The sequence below is a fragment of the Marivita sp. genome, assembly GCF_051251565.1.
Taxonomy (GTDB): domain Bacteria; phylum Pseudomonadota; class Alphaproteobacteria; order Rhodobacterales; family Rhodobacteraceae; genus Marivita.
The window spans coordinates 105,166-128,102 of sequence record NZ_JBPOFB010000009.1; the positions used below are offsets into that span (position 1 = coordinate 105,166).

Annotated in this window: 18 protein-coding genes; 15 read left to right on the forward strand and 3 right to left on the reverse strand. The window is 60.7% G+C overall.

Annotated elements, in window-relative coordinates; genetic code table 11:
• Window positions 1–5 precede the first annotated feature (5 nt).
• The gene (locus ACSHXH_RS13215; RefSeq protein ID WP_435672275.1) at window positions 6–1,070 is read left to right on the forward strand and encodes a 2Fe-2S iron-sulfur cluster-binding protein; all 1,065 of its coding nucleotides are present in this window, start codon (window positions 6–8) and stop codon (window positions 1,068–1,070) included.
• 3 nt (window positions 1,071–1,073) lie between these two features.
• Here the strand turns inward: ACSHXH_RS13215 and paaK are convergent, their stop codons facing one another.
• Both paaK and paaI read right to left on the reverse strand, forming a co-directional pair.
• Window positions 1,074–2,384: a phenylacetate--CoA ligase PaaK gene (gene paaK / locus ACSHXH_RS13220; protein ID WP_435672276.1), complete on the reverse strand. Its 1,311-nt coding sequence runs from the start codon at window positions 2,382–2,384 to the stop codon at window positions 1,074–1,076.
• Window positions 2,385–2,400: 16 nt separating this feature from the next.
• Window positions 2,401–2,829 (reverse strand): hydroxyphenylacetyl-CoA thioesterase PaaI, encoded by a 429-nt coding sequence (paaI, locus tag ACSHXH_RS13225; RefSeq protein WP_435672293.1) that lies wholly within the window; start codon window positions 2,827–2,829, stop codon window positions 2,401–2,403.
• A gap of 65 nt (window positions 2,830–2,894) precedes the next feature.
• Here paaI and paaZ point away from each other — a divergent pair, with 65 nt between their 5' ends.
• The 11 genes from paaZ to fahA all read left to right on the forward strand — a co-directional run bounded on the left by paaZ (window position 2,895) and on the right by fahA (window position 16,770).
• Complete coding sequence (paaZ, locus tag ACSHXH_RS13230; RefSeq protein WP_435672277.1) at window positions 2,895–4,937, forward strand: phenylacetic acid degradation bifunctional protein PaaZ; 2,043 nt, start codon at window positions 2,895–2,897, stop codon at window positions 4,935–4,937.
• An 11-nt stretch (window positions 4,938–4,948) separates the two neighbouring features.
• Entirely contained in the window at window positions 4,949–5,770 is an 822-nt protein-coding gene (locus tag ACSHXH_RS13235; RefSeq protein ID WP_435672278.1) for a PaaX family transcriptional regulator C-terminal domain-containing protein, read from the forward strand.
• A 202-nt stretch (window positions 5,771–5,972) separates the two neighbouring features.
• On the forward strand, window positions 5,973–7,265 hold the full coding sequence (locus ACSHXH_RS13240) for an amidohydrolase family protein (protein ID WP_435672279.1): 1,293 nt from the start codon (window positions 5,973–5,975) through the stop codon (window positions 7,263–7,265).
• Between the two features lie 28 nt (window positions 7,266–7,293).
• On the forward strand, window positions 7,294–8,277 hold the full coding sequence (locus tag ACSHXH_RS13245; protein ID WP_435672280.1) for a BMP family protein: 984 nt from the start codon (window positions 7,294–7,296) through the stop codon (window positions 8,275–8,277).
• Between the two features lie 6 nt (window positions 8,278–8,283).
• On the forward strand, window positions 8,284–9,618 hold the full coding sequence (locus tag ACSHXH_RS13250; RefSeq protein WP_435672281.1) for an amidase family protein: 1,335 nt from the start codon (window positions 8,284–8,286) through the stop codon (window positions 9,616–9,618).
• On the forward strand, window positions 9,615–11,132 hold the full coding sequence (locus tag ACSHXH_RS13255; protein ID WP_435672282.1) for an ABC transporter ATP-binding protein: 1,518 nt from the start codon (window positions 9,615–9,617) through the stop codon (window positions 11,130–11,132). Before ACSHXH_RS13250 ends, ACSHXH_RS13255 begins: the two co-directional genes overlap by 4 nt.
• Window positions 11,122–12,165 carry an ABC transporter permease gene (locus ACSHXH_RS13260; RefSeq protein WP_435672283.1) on the forward strand — a complete coding sequence of 348 codons (1,044 nt, stop codon included), beginning with the start codon at window positions 11,122–11,124 and terminating at the stop codon, window positions 12,163–12,165. The genes ACSHXH_RS13255 and ACSHXH_RS13260 overlap by 11 nt, the downstream gene beginning before the upstream one ends.
• Window positions 12,162–13,103, forward strand: a complete 942-nt coding sequence (locus tag ACSHXH_RS13265; RefSeq protein ID WP_435672284.1) for an ABC transporter permease — start codon at window positions 12,162–12,164, stop codon at window positions 13,101–13,103. The genes ACSHXH_RS13260 and ACSHXH_RS13265 overlap by 4 nt, the downstream gene beginning before the upstream one ends.
• Window positions 13,104–13,526: 423 nt before the next feature.
• A complete protein-coding gene (hmgA, locus tag ACSHXH_RS13270) occupies window positions 13,527–14,876 on the forward strand; it encodes a homogentisate 1,2-dioxygenase (protein WP_435672285.1) in 1,350 nt (449 codons plus the stop codon).
• On the forward strand, window positions 14,873–15,502 hold the full coding sequence (gene maiA, locus ACSHXH_RS13275) for a maleylacetoacetate isomerase (protein ID WP_435672286.1): 630 nt from the start codon (window positions 14,873–14,875) through the stop codon (window positions 15,500–15,502). The genes hmgA and maiA overlap by 4 nt, the downstream gene beginning before the upstream one ends.
• 14 nt (window positions 15,503–15,516) lie before the next feature.
• Entirely contained in the window at window positions 15,517–16,770 is a 1,254-nt protein-coding gene (gene fahA, locus ACSHXH_RS13280; RefSeq protein ID WP_435672287.1) for a fumarylacetoacetase, read from the forward strand.
• A gap of 7 nt (window positions 16,771–16,777) precedes the next feature.
• Here fahA and ACSHXH_RS13285 read toward each other — a convergent pair whose 3' ends face one another.
• Window positions 16,778–17,560, reverse strand: a complete 783-nt coding sequence (locus tag ACSHXH_RS13285; RefSeq protein WP_435672288.1) for a helix-turn-helix domain-containing protein — start codon at window positions 17,558–17,560, stop codon at window positions 16,778–16,780.
• 90 nt (window positions 17,561–17,650) lie between these two features.
• Here ACSHXH_RS13285 and ACSHXH_RS13290 point away from each other — a divergent pair, with 90 nt between their 5' ends.
• Genes ACSHXH_RS13290 through ACSHXH_RS13300 form a run of 3 tightly spaced genes read left to right on the forward strand, consistent with a single transcriptional unit; the run spans window position 17,651 to window position 22,307 of the window.
• Window positions 17,651–19,552 (forward strand): TRAP transporter permease, encoded by a 1,902-nt coding sequence (locus ACSHXH_RS13290; protein ID WP_435672289.1) that lies wholly within the window; start codon window positions 17,651–17,653, stop codon window positions 19,550–19,552.
• A 23-nt stretch (window positions 19,553–19,575) separates the two neighbouring features.
• Entirely contained in the window at window positions 19,576–20,607 is a 1,032-nt protein-coding gene (locus ACSHXH_RS13295) for a TAXI family TRAP transporter solute-binding subunit (protein WP_435672290.1), read from the forward strand.
• Between the two features lie 56 nt (window positions 20,608–20,663).
• A complete protein-coding gene (locus tag ACSHXH_RS13300; protein ID WP_435672291.1) occupies window positions 20,664–22,307 on the forward strand; it encodes a sulfatase-like hydrolase/transferase in 1,644 nt (547 codons plus the stop codon).
• The last annotated feature ends 630 nt before the right edge of the window (window positions 22,308–22,937 follow it).

Genomic DNA, 22,937 nt, shown 5'->3' on the forward strand with positions numbered 1-22,937 from the left:
CTGACATGGCGCGATTTTTTCCCCTTACCGTCACCGATGTGCAAAAAACCACCCGCGACGCGGTCGTGGTCACACTAAAGGCACGCGATGGTGGCGATTTCACCTTCACCCAAGGCCAGTACCTGACTTTCAAGCGCGGTTTTGACGGGGTCGAACTGCGCCGCTCGTATTCGATCTGTTCCGGCGCACATGAAGGCGTGTTGCGCGTTGGTATCAAGAAAGTCGCGGATGGCGCATTTTCGCAATGGGCCAACAGCGACCTCGTGCCCGGCATGGTCATCGACGCGATGGAACCGATGGGCAAGTTTCACACCGCGCTGGAGCCGGACAAGGCAAAAACCTACCTCGCCTTTGCAGGCGGATCGGGGATCACGCCAATCCTTTCGATCCTGAAAACCGTGCTGGTCGCGGAACCACTGGCTCATGTCACGCTGGTCTATGCCAATCGCAGCGTCAGTTCGATCATGTTCCGAGAGGAACTGGAGGACATCAAGAACCAGCACATGGGTCGGTTCAGCGTTATCCACATTCTGGAAACCGACGCGCAGGATATCGACCTGTTCGAGGGCCGCATCGACGCCGACAAATGCACGGCGCTGTTCAAACATTGGATCGAAATTTCAAGCGTCGACACCGCTTTCATCTGTGGGCCGGAACCGATGATGCTGGCCATCGCCGGGTCACTCAAGGATCACGGGCTGACCAAGGATCAGATCAAGTTCGAGCTGTTCGCCAGTGCCCAGACAGGGCGGCTTCAACGCCGCAGCACGGCGGCCGCGACCCTCGAAACCGATGCGATCAAAGCCACGGTCACGCTGGACGGGGTGTCCCGGTCCTTTGACATGGACCGCACCATGACCGTGCTCGAAGCGGCCGTTGAAAATGCCCTGGACGCGCCGCATGCCTGCCGCGCCGGGGTGTGTTCCACCTGCAAATGCAAGCTGTTGGAGGGCGAAGTGGACATGGTCGCCAACCACGCGCTTGAGGACTACGAAGTTGCACAGGGCTACATCCTGTCTTGCCAATCCTACCCGGTCACGACCCGCATCATGGTGGACTACGACCAGTAACCGTCACGCCGGATTGCGCTTGTCTACCACGCGCACAGCCTTGCCCTGCGACCGTGCCACCGATCCGGGATCGCCCACATCGACGGTGACCGACACGCCGACATGATCCTTGATCCGTTCGGTCAGCATGGTCGCGGCGGCCTGACGGGACAGGTCACTGGCGGCATTTGGCATCGCTTCGACCAGCACACGCATCGCGTCCAGACGCCCCGCGCTGTAAAGCTCGATCTGGAAATAGGGGGCAAGCCCGCCGGTTGCCATCACCTCTTCCTCGATCTGGGTCGGAAACACGTTCACGCCCCGCAGGATCATCATGTCGTCGCTGCGCCCCGTCACCTTTTCCATCCGCCGCATCGTTCGCGCGGTGCCGGGCAAAAGCCGCGTGAGGTCGCGCGTGCGGTAGCGGATCACCGGCATCCCCTGCTTGGTCAGAGTGGTGAACACCAACTCGCCCTTTTCCCCATCGGGCAGGACCGCGCCGGTCTCAGGGTCAATAACCTCGGGGTAGAAATGATCTTCCCAAATGTGCAGACCGTCTTTGGTTTCCACACATTCATTGGCCACCCCCGGCCCGATCACTTCGGACAAGCCGTAGATGTCGACGGCATGCATGTCGAACGCCGCCTCAATCTCAAGCCGCATCGCGTTGGTCCAGGGTTCCGCCCCGAACACCCCCAACTCTAGCGACGATGCACGCGGGTCCAGCCCCGCCTTGTGGAACGCCTCCAGGATATTAAGGATATAGGACGGTGTGACCATGATGCCCTTTGGCTGAAAGTCAGTGATGAGACTTACCTGCTTTTCGGTCTGCCCGCCCCCCATCGGCACCACCGTGCCGCCAAGCTTTTCCACCCCGTAATGCGCGCCAAGTCCCCCGGTGAAAAGGCCATAGCCATAAGCCACATGCACCATATCCCCCGCCCGCAAACCCGAGGCCCGCAGCGACCGCGCGACCACATCGGCCCACATGTCGATATCGGCTTTGGTATACCCCACCACAGTCGGCTTGCCCGTGGTCCCCGACGACGCATGCACCCGTATGATCTGGTCGCGCGGCACGGCAAACATGCCAAACGGATAGGTGTCGCGCAGATCGGATTTGAACGTGAACGGAAACTTCGTCAGATCAGACAGGTCTGTGAGATCATCAGGATGCACCCAAACCGCGTCGCATTTCGCCCGGTACATGGCCACGTTGTCATAGGCATGGCGCAGCGACCAGCGCAGCCGGTCCAGTTGGAGACCACGGATTTCATCAATCGACGCCAGTTCGATCGGGTCAAGGTCGGACGGTTTTGGTGACAAATCCTTCATACACGCGGCGCCTCCCCTACGCCTCGTCGAACACGGTTCCCTTGATCGCCCGCGACATCCCGCGAAATTCTGCGATCACGCTGCCGGTCTGGTTGGTGACAGTCACATCGGTGATGCCGCTGCGCCCGGTCAATGAAATCTCGGTCGCTTCGGCGCGCAACCGGTCTCCCATCCGGCCTGATGCGATGTAGGTGATGACATTGTGCTGCGCGACTGTCGCCTGATTGCGGCTGTTGCACGCAAAGGCAAAGGCACTGTCGGCCAAGGCAAAGATCACGCCACCATGGCACATGCCATGCCCGTTGCAATGGTGCTGCGACACGCTCATTTCAATGACCGCGCGCCCTTCGGACACGTCGATCAGCTCCATCCCCATCCAGTGCGAGGCATGGTCGCGGTCCCACATGCTTTGTGCGGCTTTTTCAGCCCTGTCTTGCGGTGTCATGGTCATGACGCTTGCATGAAGTCTGCGCCCGGTCAAATACTTAGGGCAGCCAAGGGGGGACGGCGATGACCATTCGGGATGTGCAAAGTTTCATTGCCGGTGCATGGGTCGCCCCGGACAGCAGTGCCCGCGATATCGCCGATGCGGTGACCGGCAAGGTGATTGCCCGCGCGGGTCGGGCCAGTGTGGATACGGGCGCGCTGATCGAGCATGCCACGCGGGTCGGCGGACCCGCATTGCGCGCCCTGACGTTCCATGACCGCGCCCGCATGCTCAAGGCGCTGGCACTGCACCTGCAAGGACACAAACAGCTTCTCTATGACCTGAGCTTTTCCACCGGGGCCACGCAACAGGACCATTTGATCGACGTCGATGGTGGGATCGGCACGATGCTGGTCATCGCCTCAAAGGGGCGGCGCGAGATGCCGGATGGGCATGTCTATCTCGATGGTGGGGTCGAGCAGTTGTCGCGCAAGGGCAGCTTCGTCGGACAGCATGTCTGCACCCCGTTGCAGGGGGTTGCCGTGCATATCAACGCATTTAATTTCCCGGTCTGGGGCATGCTGGAAAAGCTTGCACCCACTCTGCTGGCCGGTGTCCCGGCCATCGTCAAACCTGCCACGGCGACCTGTTACGTGACCGAAGCCTGCGTGCGGCTGATGCTCGAAAGCGGAATTTTACCAGATGGTACAATTCAGCTTGTGACCGGCGGGCTTGGTGATCTGCTCGCCCACCTTGGCCCGCAAGACGTGGTCAGTTTCACCGGCTCTGCCGACACCGCCCTTGCCTTGCGCAGCGCGCCGACCCTGTTGCGCAATTCGGTGCGGTTCGTGGCGGAACAAGACAGCCTGAATGCGTCGATCCTTGGCCCGGACGCGGTGCCCGGCACGCCTGAATTCGGCCTGTTCGTCCAAGAGGCGCACCGCGAGATGACCACCAAGGCAGGGCAAAAATGCACCGCCATCCGCCGGATCATCGCGCCCGAGACGCAGGTGGATGCGGTGATTGCAGCCCTGTCTGACCGACTGCGCGCCACGGTGATCGGCGATCCACGCGATCTTGCCACCCGCATGGGCGCGCTGGTGTCGGATGCGCAGCGCCGCGACGTGCTTGCCAAATGCACAACGCTGGCCACAGAGGCCACGCGCGTGTACGGGGACCCGCACGCATTCCCGATCCACGGGGACGACGCGCAAAACGGCGCGTTCCTGCCGCCGATGCTGTATCACTGCGCCGATCCCGACAGCGCCACCCGTGTGCACGACACCGAAGCTTTCGGCCCCGTCGCCACAATCATGGGCTACCGCGACCTTGCGCACGCCATCGCCCTTGTAAACCGGGGGCACGGCAGCTTGGTGGCGTCGGTTATCACGCATGACCCACAGGTCGCACGCGAGGTCGTGTTGGGTGCGGGCGCGTTCCACGGAAGGCTTTATATCAACAACCGCGACAGCATGGCCGAGGCGACAGGCCACGGGGCACCGGTGCCGCACATGGTCCATGGCGGACCGGGGCGCGCGGGCGGTGGTGAGGAATTGGGCGGTGTGCGCGGCGTGTTGCACTATATGCAGCGCACGGCGGTGCAGGGCAGTCCCGATATCCTGACCGCCGTCACCGGCCAATGGGTGCCGGGCGCAACCGCGACCCAAAGCCCCAGCCATCCGTTCCGCCGCAGCTTTGACGCTCTGAACATAGGCGACACGCTTCACACCCAAGACCGCGAGATTACGCTGGAGGATATCGCACAATTCGCCGAATTCACCGGCGACACGTTCTATGCCCATACGGATGACGCCGCAGCACGGCGGAACCCGTTCTTTCCGGGCCGCGTTGCGCACGGCTACCTTCTGATCAGCTTTGCCGCCGGTCTGTTTGTCGATCCCGGCGAAGGCCCCGTGCTGGCGAATACCGGCCTTGACACGCTGCGCTTTCAAAAGCCCGTCAGCGCGGGTGATCGGATCAAGGTACAGCTGACGGTCAAGGCCAAGACCCGCCGCACCGACACCTATGGCGAAGTGCGCTGGCAAGTTGCCCTGCGCAACCACGATGGTGACCCTGTTGCAGAATATGAACTGCTGACGATGAATGCCTACGCGACACCGCGCTGAGGCTTGGCGATATGCCTGTGGGCGCGTATCGGGGTGACATGCAGGACACCGGGCTGGATCACACCATACATCACCTTCTGGGGGGCACACCGCCAAGGGTGTGGTCGCTTCTGGTGACCATGTTCGGCGACCTTGCCATCGCGCCCGAGGCGCGCATGTCTGGCACCACGATCGCGGCGCTCACAGCCACCATCGGGATCAAACCCGAGGCGACCCGCGTGGCACTGCACCGCTTGCGCAAAGAGGGCTGGATCGACAGTCACCGACTGGGCCGTCAATCGCGCTATGGCCTGACCAACACCGGGCGCGACACCACCAACGCAGCATGGCACCGGGTCTACGGCCCCAGCCCTGCGGATGCGCCGCTTTTTCTGGTGACCGAAGACCCGATGGCCCAAGCAGACGCAGCACCTGCGCCACGGGGCAGCACGATGGTACAGATCGCACCGCGCCTTTTCGTATCGGACCAGTCAACATGGCTTCCCACCCATTGGGCAGTGCCTCTTGATCCGTCACGACCCGTTCCGAAATGGGTGGCAGACAAGCTCTGCCCAACCGATCTACAGACCGCCTCGCAAGCGCTGCACAGACGGCTGGCTTATGTGCAAGCCGACACAGGGCTTGAAGGCGCGCCACTGCTGCATGCCACGGCGCTGCGCGTGCTGATCGTGCATGAATGGCGGCGCTTGATCCTGCGGGTGCCCCCGTTTCCCGAGGAGCTGTTTGCCCAAGGCTGGCACGGCGAGGCCTGCCGCAACGCCGTGTCAGACCTGTTGGCGCGGCTTCCCGCCCCCGATCTGGCCGATCTCGACACAGCCATCGACACCGAGTGATCGGGCACGCCATCCTGCACACCCCCAAACGATAAAGGCGAGCGCCCCCGGCACTCTGCACAAGAACTGACCATTTTCAAAAAACCAAGGCAGGTGCCTTTGAAATCCAGCTTTTTTGGGTGCCTTGTTCGCCAAGTTTTTCTAAACGCTTGGGAAAACCGTGTCCTGCGCGTATCGTGCACGGATTCCAACGGGTGAGGCTATGTTTGATCTGCTCATAAAAAAAGCAACCTTGCCCGATGGGCGAGGCCCTGTGACCATCGCAATCAAGGACGGCAAGATCGCCGACCTTGGGCCAACTGTATCTGGCGACGCCGCAGAGGTCATCGACGCCGAGGGCCAGCTTGTCTCGCCGCCCTTTGTCGATCCACATTTCCACATGGATGCCACGCTCAGCCTCGGTCTGCCGCGTCTGAATCAGTCGGGCACATTGCTGGAAGGGATCGCCCTTTGGGGCGAGCTTAAGCCCATGCTGACGGTTGATGCGGTGGTCGAACGCGCGCTGCGCTATTGCGATCTGGCCGTGGCACAGGGGCTGTTGTCGATCCGCAGCCATGTCGATGTCAGCACCGCACCCCTGACCGGGGTTGAGGCGCTTTTGGAGGTTCGCAAAAAGGTGGCCCCCTATATCGACCTGCAATTGGTGGCCTTTCCGCAGGACGGTCTGTTCCGCGCCGAAGGGGCCGAAGAGAACCTGCTGCGCGCATTGGATATGGGTGTCGATGTTGTGGGTGGCATCCCACATTTTGAACGCACAATGGAGGACGGTGCGCGGTCGGTGAAACGGCTTTGTGAAATCGCAGCCCATCGCGGCCTGCCCGTTGACCTGCATTGCGACGAAAGCGACGATCCCATGTCGCGCCATGTTGAAACGCTGGCTGCCGAAACAACACGGCTGGGTCTGGGCGGTCGTGTGGTGGCAAGCCACGTCACCGCGATGCATTCCTACGACAATTACTACGCGTCCAAGCTGATCCCGCTGATTGCGGAATCGGGCATGCATGTCGTGCCCAACCCGCTTATCAACATCACGCTTCAAGGGCGGTCCGACACCTATCCGCGCCGTCGCGGCCTGACCCGCGTTCAGGAATTGCGTGCGGCTGGCGTGAACGTGGCCTTCGGGCAGGATTGCACCATGGATCCGTGGTATCCGCTTGGCTCTGCTGACATGCTCGAAGTGGCGCATATGGGGGTGCATGCCGTGCCCATGACCTCGCGCGAGGCGATGGCCTGGGCGTTCCAGTCTGTCACATTGAGCGGCGCGGCGGCGATGGGCCTGCCCGATCCCACCTTGCGGACTGGCGGACCGGCGAACATGGTGCTGCTGCAAGCCCGCGATCCCATTGAGGCGGTTCGCCTCAAAGCGACGCGACTTGCGGTGATCCGGGGCGGCAAGGTCCTTTCCCGCACCGCACCGCGCGTTGCACAGCTTTCGCTGCCGGGTCGCCCCGACAGCGTGAACCCGGCGGACTATGCCCCGCCGCAAAACACATAAACCAAGACCCAACACAGAGGATACTGCCATGACCCTGACCACAACCCGCCGAAGCCTGCTTGTCGGTGCTGCTGCCACGCTTGCTCTGCCTGCATATATCCGCCGCGTGAATGCGCAAACCGTGATGCGTGTGGCCGGTGTGCACGCCTCGCCCGTCGAAAATGCGTGGAACAGCCGCATTCACCTTGCCATGCAACAAGCCGCCGAATCTGGGCTCATCGAATATGAATTCTCCGAAGGCGTTGCCGCCACGGATTATCCCCGTGCCATGCGCGAATACGCCGAAAGCGGTGTGCAGCTTGTTTGGGGCGAATCCTATGCCGTAGAGCGCGAGGCACGCGAAGTGGCCGCTGATTACGCCGAGACCGCGTTCCTGATGGGATCGTCCGGCGGCCCCGAGGGTGACAACTTTGGCGTCTTTGGCACCCGCAACCACGAAGCCGCCTATCTGGCCGGGATGCTGGCGGGCAAAATGTCCGAAAGCAATGTCTTTGGGTCCGTGGGCGGATACCCGATCCCCGAGGTCAATCTGCTTATCAACGCCTTCCGCATGGGTGTGAGCGAAGTGAACCCCGACGCGACCTTCCTCAACGGCTTTATCGGTGCTTGGTTCGATCCGGCCCGCGCACAAGAAGCGGCGATTGCACAGATCGATTCCGGCGCGGATATCCTGTTCGGTGAACGCATCGGCACGGCAGACGCGGCGGAAAGCAAGGGCGTCAAGGCGATTGGATCTCTTATCGACTACACGCCGCGCTATCCGGAAACCGTGTTCGCCAACGCGATCTGGAACTATGGCCCCACGATCGAGGCCATCGTTGCAGACATCGCCGCAGGCACCCCGGTGGGCAAGGACTACACCGAGTTTTCGTTCATGCAGTACGGCGGCAACGACCTGATCTATGTGGACAGCATGGTCCCTGCCGATGCCGTGCCCGCCATGGAAGCCAAGCGCGCCGCCATTCAGGCAGGCGAGTTCGAGGTTCCTATCGACGCGAACGAGCCCGCCTGATCGTCCGTGACGGACGCAACGGCCCTTGCCGCTGCCATTGCCGACGGGCGGGTCACACCGCGCGCCGCAATGGCAGCAAGCCTTGCGTGCGCAAAAGACGTACCCGGAGCCGTATGCCGGGTACTGACTGAAGACGTGGCCTTGGCGGCGGCGGATGGTGCTGCGCCGGGGCCGTTTTCCGGCGTACCCTTTCTGGGCAAGGACTTGGGGTCAGCCGCACACGGTCTGGGGATCGCCGCAGGCGTCCCGGCCTTGCGGACGCGTGCAGAAGACCCGACCAAAGACAGCGCTCTGTTTGCACAGTTCCGGGCGATGGGACTGGTGCCATTCGGGCTGACCTCAGTTCCCGAATTCGGATTGGCGCTGAGCACTGAACCGCGCGGGATGCCACCGGCGGCCAACCCGTTTGACCCAACGCATTCGGCGGGCGGATCATCCGGCGGTGCAGCACTGGCCGTGGCCAGCGGCATTGTCGCCATTGCGCACGCCACCGATGCGGCAGGGTCCATCCGCGTGCCCGCCGCGTGCTGCGGAGTGTGGGGGCTCAAGCCGTCGCGCGGCGCAACGCCTGAGGGGCCGGATTTCGGCAATCATCTGATGGGGATTGCGTCAGAGCTGGTCCTTGCGCGCTCTTTGCGGGATGTGGCCACCGTGTTCCATGCCGTCACCGGCACACCGCCAGACGCACGCCGCGATCAGACTTTCCGCATCGGCCTCTGCCTGCCCGAGGAAACCGCACCTGAAACGGTGGCCGCGCTGAAAGCCACCGCTGCAACGCTCAGGGAACACGGACACGTCGTGACAGAGATGCCCCCGCCCTACCAACTGGCACAGGCCTGCGACCACACCGCCCGAATGATCCTGAGCGTGTCCTTGGCCGATTGGATCGACGCGCTTGGCCTGATCGAACCTGACATCACACCTATTTCTGCCGCCATCGCGCATGAGGGCCGCGCGATGACCGGAACGCAGGTCTTTGCGATCACCCGCGATTTGGCACGCCTCAGCCACGACGCCGCCGCACTGTTTGACAGCGTTGACGCACTCCTGATGCCGGTCCTGTCCGGCACACCGCCCAAGATCGGCAGCTTTTCGGACAGCGAAACCTCTGCCGCGACACGGTTCGCCCGCATGGCCCAGATCGCCCCGATGGCCAGCCTTGCCAATATCGCCGGTCTGCCAGCGCTTGCCTTTCCGGCAGCCGTCACCAACGGTCTGCCCATCGGCGCGCAACTGTTTGCACCGCTGGGAAAAGACGCAGAGCTGCTGGCACTTGCCGCCAACCTCGCGCACACTGCGCCAGTTCCCTTTCCACACCCTATCGCCGGATTGCCAACATGACCGCCGTTCTTGAATTGTCCAATATCACCAAGCGGTTCGGCGCATTGACAGCGAATGAAAACGTCTCGCTGCATCTGGGTCAGGGCGAAATTCTGGCCCTGCTTGGCGAAAACGGCGCGGGCAAGACAACGCTGATGAACATCCTGTTCGGCCATTACAACGCCGACGAAGGCGAGGTCCGTGTTTTTGGCGAAACCCTGCCCCCCGGCAAACCGCGCGCCGCAATTGCCGCTGGCGTTGGTATGGTGCACCAGCATTTCACCTTGGCAGGCAACCTGACGGTGTTGGAAAACGTCATGCTGGGGTCCGAGCCGTTGGGACGCCTGCGGTCCAACACTGCGGCGGCGCGCAAGAAACTGATGGCGATTTCGGACCGCTTTGGCCTGCCGGTTGATCCCGACAGAAAAGTGTCCCGACTGTCGGTCGGGGAACGCCAGCGGATCGAGATCCTCAAGGCGCTTTACCGCGATGCGCGCGTCCTGATCCTGGATGAACCCACAGCCGTTCTGGCCCGCCCCGAAGCCAAACGCCTGTTCGACACCCTGCGCGGGATGACGAAAGACGGGCTGTCGCTGATCTTTATCAGCCACAAACTGCACGAGGTGATGGCCGCCTCCGACCGCGTGGCCGTTCTGCGCGGCGGCAAGATGGTGGCCGAGCGCAAAACCGCCCAAACCTCGCCCGCCGAACTGGCAGAACTTATGGTGGGCCGAAAAGTCGAACGCCCGGTGCGCGAGGACCACAAGATCGGCGCGCCTGTCCTGAGTGCAAACCATGTCACCGTGAGCGATGAGGGTGAAACCAAACTGAACGATGTGTCTTTCACCGTTCACGCAGGCGAAATTCTTGGCATCGTCGGGGTGTCCGGCAATGGCCAAGGCGCGCTTGGCGCGCTGTTGTCCGGGCTGATGCACCCAAGCGCAGGCAGCCTGACGCTCAATGGCGTCAATGCGGGACAGCTCGGGCCACGCGGCCTGATCCAAGCCGGAGCGGCCCGCGTGCCCGAAGACCGCCATGCCGAAGGCGCGGTTGGCGAAATGACGGTGTGGGAAAACGCGGTGCTGGAACGTCTGCGCAGCCCCGAGTTTTCCAAATCGGGCTTTGTCCGCCAATCCGCCGCCCGCAGCCATGCCGCAGACCTGATCGCACGTTTTGACGTGCGCGGGGCCACCCCGGACACCCGCATCAGGCTGCTGTCAGGGGGCAATATGCAAAAGCTGATCCTGGGCCGGTGCCTGGCCACAGAGCCGGCGTTTCTGCTGGCCAACCAACCGACCCGCGGACTGGACGAAGGCGCGATTGCCGCCGTACATGCCGAATTGCTGGCCGCACGGGCCAAGGGGGCCGCGATCCTGCTGATCTCGGAAGAACTGGAAGAGGCCGTGCAATTGTCCGACCGGATTCAGGCCATCGTCAAAGGCCGATTATCGCAGTCCGTCACCGCGGACGAGGCTGATCCAAGACGTCTGGGCCTTATGATGGCCGGTGTCTGGGAGACGTCTGATGCGGCTTGAGAGACGCGAAAACGTGCCCTTGTCTTTGATCGCCGCCGCCCCCTTGGGCGCCATCCTTGCCGCCCTTGTGCTGGCCGCCGGTTTGATCGCCGCCGCCGGGGTCAGCCCACTGACCGCCTATGCCGAGATGCTGCGCGGCGCGCTGGGGTCACGCCTGTCGATCACCGAGATGCTGACCCGTGCCACACCGCTGATCCTGACCGGCCTTGCCGCCGCCGTCGCCTTCCGCGCGCGGCTGTGGAACATCGGTGGCGAAGGCCAATTCTATGTCGGCGCGCTCACTACTGCGTGGATCGGCCATTCGCTGGCCCTGCCCGGCCCGATGGGCATGGCCGTTTTGATGATCTGTGGCATGGCAGCAGGCGCGTTGTTGCTTGCCGGACCGGCTTTCTTGCGCCTGCGCTTTGGGGTGGACGAAGTGGTCACAACCCTGCTGCTCAATTTCATCGTGATCCTGTTCGTGGGCCTGATGATCGAGGGCCCGCTGCGCGACCCGCTGGCCTTTGGCTGGCCCCAATCGGTGCCGGTGGATGGCGCCTACCGCCTGCCTGATCTGGTGCCCCGCAGTCGCCTGCATGTCGGCCTGTTGATCGCGATTGCGACCGCCGGGGCGATCTGGCTGATCCTGACCCGCACCGTATTTGGCGTGGAAACCCGTGCTGCCGGGTTGAATGCACCCGCAGCGGCCTTTGCAGGCATCTCTCTGCCGCGCACGATCATGGGCGTTGCCCTTCTGTCAGGTGCGCTGGCCGGGCTTGCTGGCGCGATCGAGGTGATGGGCGTCACCGGCGGCGTCACCACCACCATGTCACCCGGGTTCGGCTATGCCGGGATCGTCGTTGCCATGCTGGCAGCCCTTCATCCCGCAGGCGTGGTCGCGGCGGCGATCTTTGTAGCCACGGTGTTTGTTGGCGCAGACGCCATGAGCCGCGCCACAGGTGTGCCAAGCTTTATCGCAGATGTGATCGTTGCGCTGTCCCTCTTGACCATGTTGGTCGCCCTTCTGTTCACAACCTACAGGTTGCGCCGATGATCGAAGCCCTCGAAATCCTGACCAACACGAGCCTTTGGCAAGCGGTGCTGCGCATTGCCACGCCGCTGATCTTTGGCGTTCTGGGTGCGCTTTTGTGTGAACGTGCAGGCGTGCTGAACCTTGGAATCGAGGGCATCATGACCATGGGCGCCATGGCCGGATGGCTGACTGTCTATCTGGGTGGCGACCTGTGGATGGGGCTGGCGATTGCCGCCGCAAGCGGGGGCTTGATGGGGCTGCTGCATGCTGGGCTGACTGTGCCACTGGGCCTGTCGCAGCACGTCTCGGGCCTTGGCATCACACTGTTTGCATCGGCGCTGGCCTATTACCTCTACCGCCTGATCGTCGAGGTGGGCGAAACGCCCCCAACCATTGAGCCCTTCCGCCCGCTGGACATCCCCGTCCTTTCAGACCTGCCCGTGCTGGGCCCTATCCTGTTCACCCAGACGGCCCCCACATATCTCGCGCTGATCTCGGTTGCGGTGATGGCCTATGTTCTGACGCGCACACCTCTTGGGCTGGCCATCCGCATGACTGGCGAAAACCCCCACGCCGTCGAGGCGCAAGGGTTAAACCCGAACGCCCTGCGGATCGGAGCCATTGTCGCCGGGTCTGCGCTGATGGCTTTAGGCGGCGCGTTTCTGACCACGGCCGCGTTCAACTCGTTCTTCCCGGAAATGGTGCAAGGCCGCGGCTGGATTTGTATTGCCCTGGTGGTTTTCGCCTCATGGCGGCCCGGCAAAGCCTTGATCGGCGCACTGCTCTTCGCGTTCTTCGATGCCTACCAGTTGCGTCTGCAAAACGTGGTCGACGGCGTGCCGTATCAGCTTTTCCTGATGGTACCCTATGTGCTGTCGATCGTCGCCCTGATCCTCGTCGCCCGCCGTGCCGAAGTCCCGGAAGCGCTCATGGCCCCTTACCGCAGAGGCGAGCGGTAACGGGATCGGACAGACACATCAGTCGAAATCAACAGCCCACCAAGCGGTGTTATGGCAAAGGGAAATTCGTCACGTGATAGGGTGTATGGCGGAAACGAAGAGAGGCTCCACCATATTTCTAAGCTGTTGACTTCACTGGACCTACAAAAGCGAAAGTTGCTCTGGCGTCTCACTCGACGATCCGCTTAGCGTTCGCGAGTACCGTTTCTGTCAATTGCGATGGTCGGAAACCTTGGCAGGTCCGCTTAAGACGCAATTGATACCTCGATGATTCCAAATCAAATCTTTCCAAAGTCGTTGCCTTCCGTGCCCTAAAGTTTCACTTGGTGAAACGATGCTTTGACCCATTTATCCGTGCAAACTAGCGTCCTGTGAAATCGTAGTTGATGGCGCAAACCGCCATTAGGACGCAGGAGGCATGAAATGAACACTCAGAACCCAACACCCCTTGTGAAAGCCAATGGCATGCCAACTACGCCAGGTTGCATGCCGGGGTTTGGCAACGATTTTGAGACCGAGGCACTGCCCGGCGCTCTGCCGCAGGGCATGAATTCGCCACAAAAGGCGAACTATGGACTTTATGGCGAGCAACTCTCGGGAAAGGCATTCACCGATGTGCGGCCCGAACGGACGTGGTGCTACCGCATCCGTCCCTCAGTCAAGCATTCCCACCGCTACGAGAAAATTGATCTGCCGCATTTCCGCTCAGCCCCTGACATTCATCCCGATGTGACGTCACTGGGCCAGTACCGCTGGGATCCAATCCCGCTTACGGATGAGCCGTTGAACTGGCTTACGGGCATGCGCACGATGACGACGGCGGGCGACGTGCACACTCAGGTCGGTATGGCCACGCATATCTATCTGGTGACGCAATCGATGGAGGACGCGTATTTCTTCTCTGCCGACAGTGAAATGCTGGTGGTCCCTCAGGAAGGTCGCCTGCGCTTTGCGACGGAGTTGGGTATCATCGATGTCGAGCCTAAGGAAATCGCCATTCTGCCGCGTGGTCTGGTCTACCGGGTTGAGCTTCTCGACGGCCCTGCGCGTGGGTTCGTGTGCGAAAACTACGGCCAGAAATTCGAGCTGCCGGGCCGCGGCCCGATTGGCGCGAACTGCATGGCCAACCCGCGCGATTTCAAGGCACCCGTCGCAGCCTTTGAAGACCGCGAAGTGCCCTCGACCGTGACCGTGAAGTGGTGTGGCCAGTTCCATACAACCAGGGTCGGCCAAAGCCCTCTGGATGTGGTCGCATGGCACGGCAATTACGCGCCTTACAAATATGATCTGCGCACCTATTGCCCGGTTGGCGCGATCCTGTTTGATCACCCAGACCCGTCGATCTTTACGGTGCTAACCGCCCCTTCCGGTCAGCCGGGCAAAGCGAATATCGACTTTGTGCTGTTCCGCGAACGCTGGATGGTGGCTGAAAACACGTTCCGCCCTCCGTGGTATCACAAGAACATCATGTCCGAGATGATGGGCAACATCTATGGCCAATATGACGCCAAACCGCAGGGCTTTGTTCCGGGCGGCGTGAGCCTTCACAACATGATGCTGCCGCACGGTCCGGACCGCGACGCCTTTGAAAAAGCCTCGAACGCCAATCTTGGCCCCGACAAGCTGGACAACACGATGTCCTTCATGTTCGAGACACGGTTCCCGCAGCAACTGACACAATTTGCAGGCAAAGAAGCCCCGCTTCAGGACAATTACATCGACTGTTGGGAGAACATCGAGAAAAAGTTCGATGGCACACCGGGCAAGAAATGAAGCTTTACACCTATTGGCGCTCCACCACCTCTTACCGTGTGAGGATCGCGATGAACCTCAAGGGGCTGGATTTTGAGCCAGTCCCGGTCGACCTTGTGTCAGGCGAGCAAAAGGCGCCGGACTATGCCGCGTTGAACCCCGGCCTCGGCGTGCCGACCCTTGTTCTGGACGACGGGACGGTTTTGACCCAGTCGATGGCAATCCTTGATTGGCTGGAAGAAACGCACCCTGATCCGGCGCTTTTGCCCACCGACGCAGTTGCGCGGGCAAAGGTCCGTGCTGCCGCCTTTACCATCGCCGCTGATGTCCATCCGGTGAACAACCTGCGGGTGATCGCACGACTCAAGTCCATGGGCCACAGTGAGGAAGAGGCCGTTGCGTGGATGACAGACTGGATGACCAGCGGCTTTGCGGCGTTCAGCACACTGATCGATCCCGACGCGCCCTTTTGCTTCGGCGACGTGCCGGGCTTGGCTGATTTGTGCCTTGTGCCGCAACTTTATAACGCGCATCGCTGGGGGTGTGACCTGACGCCCTTTGCCCGCCTGACGCAGATTGAGGCGCGCTGCCTAGACCTGCCCGCTTTCGATGCAGCGCGCCCCGAAAACCAACCGGACGCACCCTGACAAAGGATATTCCAATGCCCGATCTGATCCGCTCCTGGGTTGAGACTGCAAACGCTCCCCAGAATCCCTTTCCCCTGAACAACCTGCCTTTCGGCGTCTTTTCCGCAGGCGATGCGCCGCGTTGCGCTGTGGCCATCGGCGACAATGTGCTGGACCTTGGTGCACTGCAAGCAGCCGGGCTCTTGCCCGATCACGGGTTCGATGCGCCTGCGCTCAACACCTTCATGGCCAAGGGGAAGGAGGTCTGGAACGACGTCCGCCAAAAGCTGACCGATCTTCTGCGTGAGGGCAACAAGACCCAAGCGGTCGCCGATGCCTTGCACGACTTGTCCGGCGTCACGATGCACCTTCCGTTCACGGTTGCCGAATACACGGACTTCTATGCCGGTCGCCAACACGCGTTCAATGTCGGCTCGCTGTTTCGCGATCCGGCGAATGCCCTGCCTCCGAATTGGCTGCACATTCCCATCGGCTATAACGGGCGTGCCTCGACGGTTGTGGTCTCCGGGACAGATTTCCATCGGCCGATGGGTCAGATGAAGGGTCCGCAAGATGACATGCCAAGCTTTGGCCCCTGCAAACGGCTCGACATTGAGCTGGAGATGGGAGCGGTCGTGGGCGTCCCATCCGAAATGGGCGACACCGTCAGCGTGGATGAAGCCGACGACATGATTTTTGGCTATGTCTTGCTGAACGACTGGTCGGCGCGCGATATTCAAGCTTGGGAGTACCAGCCGCTTGGGCCCTTTCAGGCCAAGGCCTTTGCCACGACGATCAGTCCCTGGGTGGTGACGAAATCCGCCCTTGCCCCTTTCCGATGCGCCACGCCGCCGCGCGAAAAGGAACTTTTGCCCCACATCCGTGACACCGGGCCGATGCTTTATGACATCGATTTGTCAGTGAGCATGACCGCCCCCAATGGCACGCCGACGGTGATCTGCCGGACGAACTACAACACCTTGTATTACTCGGCGGCACAGCAGCTTGCGCATCATGCGTCATCGGGATGTGCCATGCGCACCGGCGATCTGCTCGGCTCCGGGACAATCTCCGGTCCTGAGAAGGGCATGTTCGGCTCGCTTTTGGAAATGACATGGGGTGGCAAAGACGCCATCACCCTCGATGACGGGCAAACCCGCACCTTTATCGAAGACGGCGATACCCTGACATTGCAGGGCAACGCGCAAGGCGACGGTTACTGCATTGGCTTCGGAGCATGCACCGGGACCATCCTGCCAGCGCGGAGCGCAAGGAACGGCGGATCATGAGCGCGCATCAAACAATGTCCGCATAGCTCTGACCGATGATCTTCGCAGTCCCTTTTAGCCTTGAAAGGTGGGCTTTGGCGACATCTTCGACCGATTGATCGGCTGCATTCCAGACCAGATTTACAGCTCCGACAACCTCCTTGCGTGCGAGGATCGGAACCGCGATGGCCGCCGGGAGTTCGCCATAATCCACCGCCCGGCCCCAGTGCGCCTGCGCCCTCGCGGCGTAGCCTTTTTCAGCAGCGGTCTTCAAAAGCTGCGGCAGTCGCGGAAAGGCCGCGGCATCTTCGCGGGGCAGTTTCTTGGCCAACTCTTGCATCGTCTCGGACAGCTCTGTTTTGGAAAGACCCGAGAGATAGGCAACGCCCAGAGCCGAAAAGACAGGGGAGGGTCGGAAACCCACAGACCCCGGATAAACTCCATGTTTCTTGAACGCGCGGGTGGTATCCACGATCTCCGTCCGGCCCCCGCCGATGGCAGCGGCCAGATCGACGCCCAACCCGGTTTCCTTGGACAGGCGCACGATCTCTTGCTTGGCGGCGGCCACCAATCGGTCGACCAGATCCGGAACACCGCCAGACTGCGGAAATGCAGAACCGAGTTGGTAACATCCATCACTGCTTCTGCGGATCAGCCAGCGCCGGCCTTCCATAGTTGCACAGATACGCAACAACGTCGGTTTTGAAAGCCCGGTCTGCGCTGCCAGAAAGGAAAGCGAACTTACACCCGAAGTATGGATGACTTCGAGCACCATAAGTCCGCGTTCGATGGATCGATTGAGTTTTGTCATACGCGCGTTTCACCTAGTGGAACACTAAATCGACAGAAGGCCTGCGGATCAATACCTTTGTTTCACGCGCACCATGCCTCGAATCGGAGAATGAGGCTGACAGGAGCCGTCACACTTGGGGAGGAAGTTGTGTTGGAATCTAGAAAATCCGCGTATCCGGATTACGCAATTGCTGTGCTGTCACTCGCGGTCGTCAGTGTCGTGTTCTACGTTTCGGTCTTTGGCGTATTCTCCGATTCCTACCTCCGTGTTGGGATGCTGCTGGCAGGCGGCCTTTTGATCATCCTCTCAAGCCTTGAGCGATCCGCAGGCATTCTGGATCGCGGCTTTCTGGTTGCGGTGGCAATCGCCTTGTTCCTGAGCGTCTACCAGTATTTCCGTGCCGCAGAAGAGATCGAAACCGGTCTCTATTTTCTGACCACAACTGATATCTGGTTGGGGATTCTTGGTCTGGTGGCCGTCATCGAACTGACCCGGCGGTCGGTCGGCCTAGTTATGGCGGTGGTTGCTGGCACATTGCTCGCCTATGGTGCCTTTGGACATCTTGCACCGGGTTTTCTGCGACATGCGGGGATTTCCACCGAGGAATTGATGACCGTTCTATGGTTTTCGTTCGATGGCGTCTTTGGGCGCCCGATGGCCACGGTTGTGTCCACCATTCTGATCTTCATCGTTTTCGGCGCACTTCTGGAGCTTCTGGCGATTGACGTCGTGCTTGTCAGGCTGGCCATGGCAGCGACGGGACGCATGCGATCCGGCCCTGCGGCCGCAGCCACAGTGGCAAGCGGATTGTTCGGCACGATATCCGGCAGCGCCGTTGCAAATGTTGTGGGCACAGGTGTCATCACCATTCCACTGATCAAGAAACGCGGGTTCTCTCCCCGTTTCGCGGCGGCTGTGGAATCTGCCGCCTCCAGTGGCGGTCAGATCACCCCGCCGATCATGGGGGCCGTGGCTTTCATCATGGCTGACGTCACCAGCGTGCCCTATCTGACGATTTGCCTTGCCGCCGCCGTACCTGCCCTGCTGTATTATGGTGGCCTGTTTGTTGCGATCTCAAGCGCTGCACGCAATATGGATCTCAACGAGGAGGCCCAGCCGAAAATCTCGTTCAACTGGCGTGAACTCGCGCAGATGATTGTCTTTGTGCTCGCGCTTGCTGGTATCGTGGTCACCATGGTGGGAGGGTCTTCCCCTGCCTATGCCGGCTTTGTCGGTGTCGCGCTGGCCGCGGTTCTGGGTTTTGCCATACGTCCCGACCTGTTGATCAATGGACACGCCTGGTTGAAATTCATCCGCTCGGCAGGTGTGATATCAGCGCAGCTGGTGGTGATCGTCGGGGCCGTCGGGATCGTGATCGGTGTGTTGAACCTGACCGGCGTGGGCCTGCGGTTTGCCTCGCTGTTGTCGAGCCTCGCCGAAGACCAGCTTATCGTATCGTTGATCCTGATGGCTTTTGCCTGCCTGCTGCTGGGCATGGGCATGCCAACCGTGCCAGCCTATCTGATCATCGTCCTCGTGATGGGTCCGTCCCTGCAAAAGCTTGGTGTGCCGATTGTCCACGCCCATATGTTTGTGCTTTATTTCGGCGTCTTGTCGGCCATCACACCGCCTGTAGCGCTGGCCGCTTTTGCCGCAGCGCCGATCGCGGGCGCCAGTCCGATGGGCACCGCGTTCGAAGCGTCGCGGCTGGCTCTTCCAGGGTTCGTGATCCCGTTTGCGTTCATCTACCAACCGGCGCTGTTGCTGGGGACCGGCTTCCACTGGACCGAGTCTGTGCAGTCAATCCTGTTTGTGATGCTTGCGACCGTGCTGATTTCGCGCGCCTGTTACCCGCGCTCGGGCAAAGCCTACATGGTGCCTGTCGGCTTGGGGCTTGCTGCCGCGCTCATCTTCTTCGGACCGACCGTATCGTGGATCGCCACCGCCCTCGCGGTGGGGCTGATGTATCTCGATCGGTTGGAACTGACTGCCAAAAACCAGATTTCATGACCATATACAGGGAGAAAAACATCATGAAAACAAAACAACTCAGCCGCCGCAACGTCCTGACCGGGACCGCGACAGCCGCAACCCTTGCGATGCTGCCGCGTATCGCCTTTGCCAAGGAACTGCTGCGCATGTCGACACTGGGGCCGGGCACGAGCCCCAATCTGGTGATGACCACCTTCGCCAATATTGTGAACCGGGAAATGCCGGACTTCGAGATCCAGATCAACGCCACGGGTGCTGCGACCCGCCACGTTCTTGAAGTGGCGATGGGGCAGACGGCGTTCTGCATGTCCTCCCCGGCACTGCACGCGCTGATGTCCAACCAACGCGCGATGTTCGAAAAAATTGATGAAGCGCCTGAATTGGCCAGCAAACTGCGGGCTGTGCTGAATTTCCCGATGGGGGTCTATCACATCGCCGTCTATGAAAGCTCCGGTATCCGGAGTTTTGATGATGTGCGCGGCAAGCGCGTCTTCCTCGGCCCTCCGGGTGGTGCGGCCTATTCCACGATGGAGCGGCTCTTTAAGGATGTTGCCGGGCTTGAGGCCGACGTGGATTTTGAGGCGGTCAAGCTTGGCTGGGATGCCGCGGCCGCGTCGTTCCAGGATGGCAATCTCGACGTCTATTGCAACCCGACCAACGCGCCAAGTCCGGTGCTCACGCAGATTGCCGTGACCAACCCGATCCGGTTCTTGGGCATTCCCGAGGACCAGTTGGAAAGCGACGCGGTCAAGGCGATCGCGAACCGTCCGGGCTTTGGCCTTGGCGTCCTGCCTGCCGGGGTCTATGGCGACAACCAACAAAACGAGAGCGACGTGACCACCCTGCGTGTGACTGTCGGTATCGTCACCAATCAAGACGCCGACGAAGAGATGATCTATCAGATGACCAAGACCTTCTTCGCGGGGGTTGCGGATATGGGCGACAGCGCGCCCTGGCTGAAAGCGATCAATCCCGACGCGGCTGTGGCCGACCTCAATATGCCGTTGCACCCGGGAGCCCTTCGAGCGCTCGAAGAATTGGGTGTGACAATCCCCGGCATTGGGCGCATTTAACAAGAAACCCGGCCGGGGCGACACCGCCCCGGCCTGACGACGGATGGTCCGGATCAATGCCGAAGAACGTTCTTTTCATCATGTGCGACCAGCTTCGGTGGGACTATCTGTCCTGCACCGGACACCCGCATCTGCACACGCCCCATATCGACCGTCTGGCCGCGCGCGGCGTCCTGTTTGACCGCGCCTATGTTCAGTCGCCAATCTGCGGACCGTCACGGATGTCTTTCTACACCGGGCGCTACGTCAGCTCGCATGGCTCGACGTGGAACAATATCCCGCTGAAAGTGGGGGAAATGACGCTGGGCGATCACCTGCGTCCGCTGGGCGTGCGCACCGCACTTTGCGGCAAGACCCACATGAGCGCCGATATCGAGGGCATGCGCCGACTGGGGCTGTCTCCCGACAGCGAGATCGGCGTATTGGTTTCGGAATGCGGGTTTGAACCTTTTGAGCGCGAAGACGGGCTACACCCCGACGGCCCGCGCTACCCGCGCAACGCGGCCTATGACAGCTTCATGAAAAAGCGCGGCTGGGCGGACGAAAACCCCTGGCACAGCGTCGCCAACAGCGCCGAGGACGACGATGGCAATCTGCTGAGCGGCTGGTTTCTCGACAACGCCGACAAACCCGCGCGCGCCGCCGACGAGGAAAGCGAGACGCCCTATATCACCGGGCGGGCCATGGATTTCATCCGCGAAGCCGGGGACACGCCCTGGTGCCTGCACCTGAGCTATATCAAACCGCACTGGCCCTATATCGTCTCGCCGCCCTACCATGACATGTACGGTCCCGAGACACATCTGGACCCGGTGCGCAGCGAGGCGGAAAAGGTCGATCCGCATCCGGTTTACGGCGCATTCATGCAGGAACGCGTGTCGCGCGCCTTCAGCGACGACACCGCGCGCACCCGTGTTCTGACCGCCTATATGGGCTTGATCAAACAGCTCGACGACCAGATCGGCCGACTGATGGCCTTTGTCGAGGAACAGGGCCTGACCGACGAAACGATGATCGTCTTCACCTCGGATCATGGTGATTACCTCGGCGATCACTGGATGGGGGAGAAAGAGCTGTTTCACGACCCGTCGGCCCGGATTCCGCTGATCGTCGTCGACCCGAGCCCCAAGGCCGACGCGACGCGCGGTCAGAAATCCTCAACCTTGGTGGAAGCCATCGACGTGGTGCCCACCATCCTCGATTATTTCGGCGGCGCGCCTGTCCCGCACATCATCGAGGGTCGGTCACTGCGTCCTGTCCTACATGGCCAGACGGACCGCGTCCGCGATGTTGCGGTGTCCGAATATGACTATTCGATGCGCGATGTGCGCAAACGTCTTGGAGTTGAGGTCAAGGATTCAAAGCTGACCATGCTGTTCGACGGGCGTTGGAAATACATTTTCGCCGAAGGTTTCCGGCCGATGCTTTTCGATCTGGAAATAGACCCGGACGAGTTGACCGATCTGGGCGCGGATCCCACTCATATTCAGGAATTGGCCCGGCTTGAACGGCTGTTTTTTGACTGGACCCGACGGACATCGCAGCGCACCACCATGTCGGATAAGCAAATCGCCGCGCGCGATTGCAGCCTTGGCGAAGTGAAGGCGGGTATCCTGATCGGCTATCGCAATGAGAGTGAGGTGCGGGAGGTTCTGAAATGTGCAGAAGACAAGGCCAAGCAACCTCCGGATAAATCGTGACGGGACTGTTGGGTTAACTTGTAGCGCTGATGATTTATCCTGCGGCCTGGATTTCAGGCGGCCAAACCAAAGAGATTGTGTACGAAGCTGATCCCGCCTCGGACGCCCGGCTGACTTGTTTGAATGGTAATCCCCCCATTAACAAGGGGTCTCAGCCGTAGAATTTACGCGGCTGTTTTCAGTTTCGTTGCACACAATGAATAGAAACCGTGGTATTCGAAGAGAAATCAAAAGCAACAACGAATACAGATAGATCAACAAAAACAGCCCCATAAGGGGTTGAATGAGTGCCAACAGAACTGAATGAAAATGGGTGTATGGCGGAGACGAAGTCCGAAAATTGTTTTATTTCAGTAATTTAAGACCTTGATATTGCGAGAAATATATTTCTGAAGTGTTGCATTTAGTGCAGCAAAATGTGCAGCAAAAAGTAGTAAAGATCGTGATCTTGTAACATTCAAGCCAGAGAACCATTGTCTGGTAATGGACCGATCACCTTCAAGGTGGGCCATACCAGCCATTTAACCGTATCGCAGCAAACGTCGGCTCTGAGCCCGACCCGGCCATTTTGTTTTTATGCTGCGTGCGCTCGCAGCGGGGGAAATGCGGCATGAGCGAAAAACTTCATGC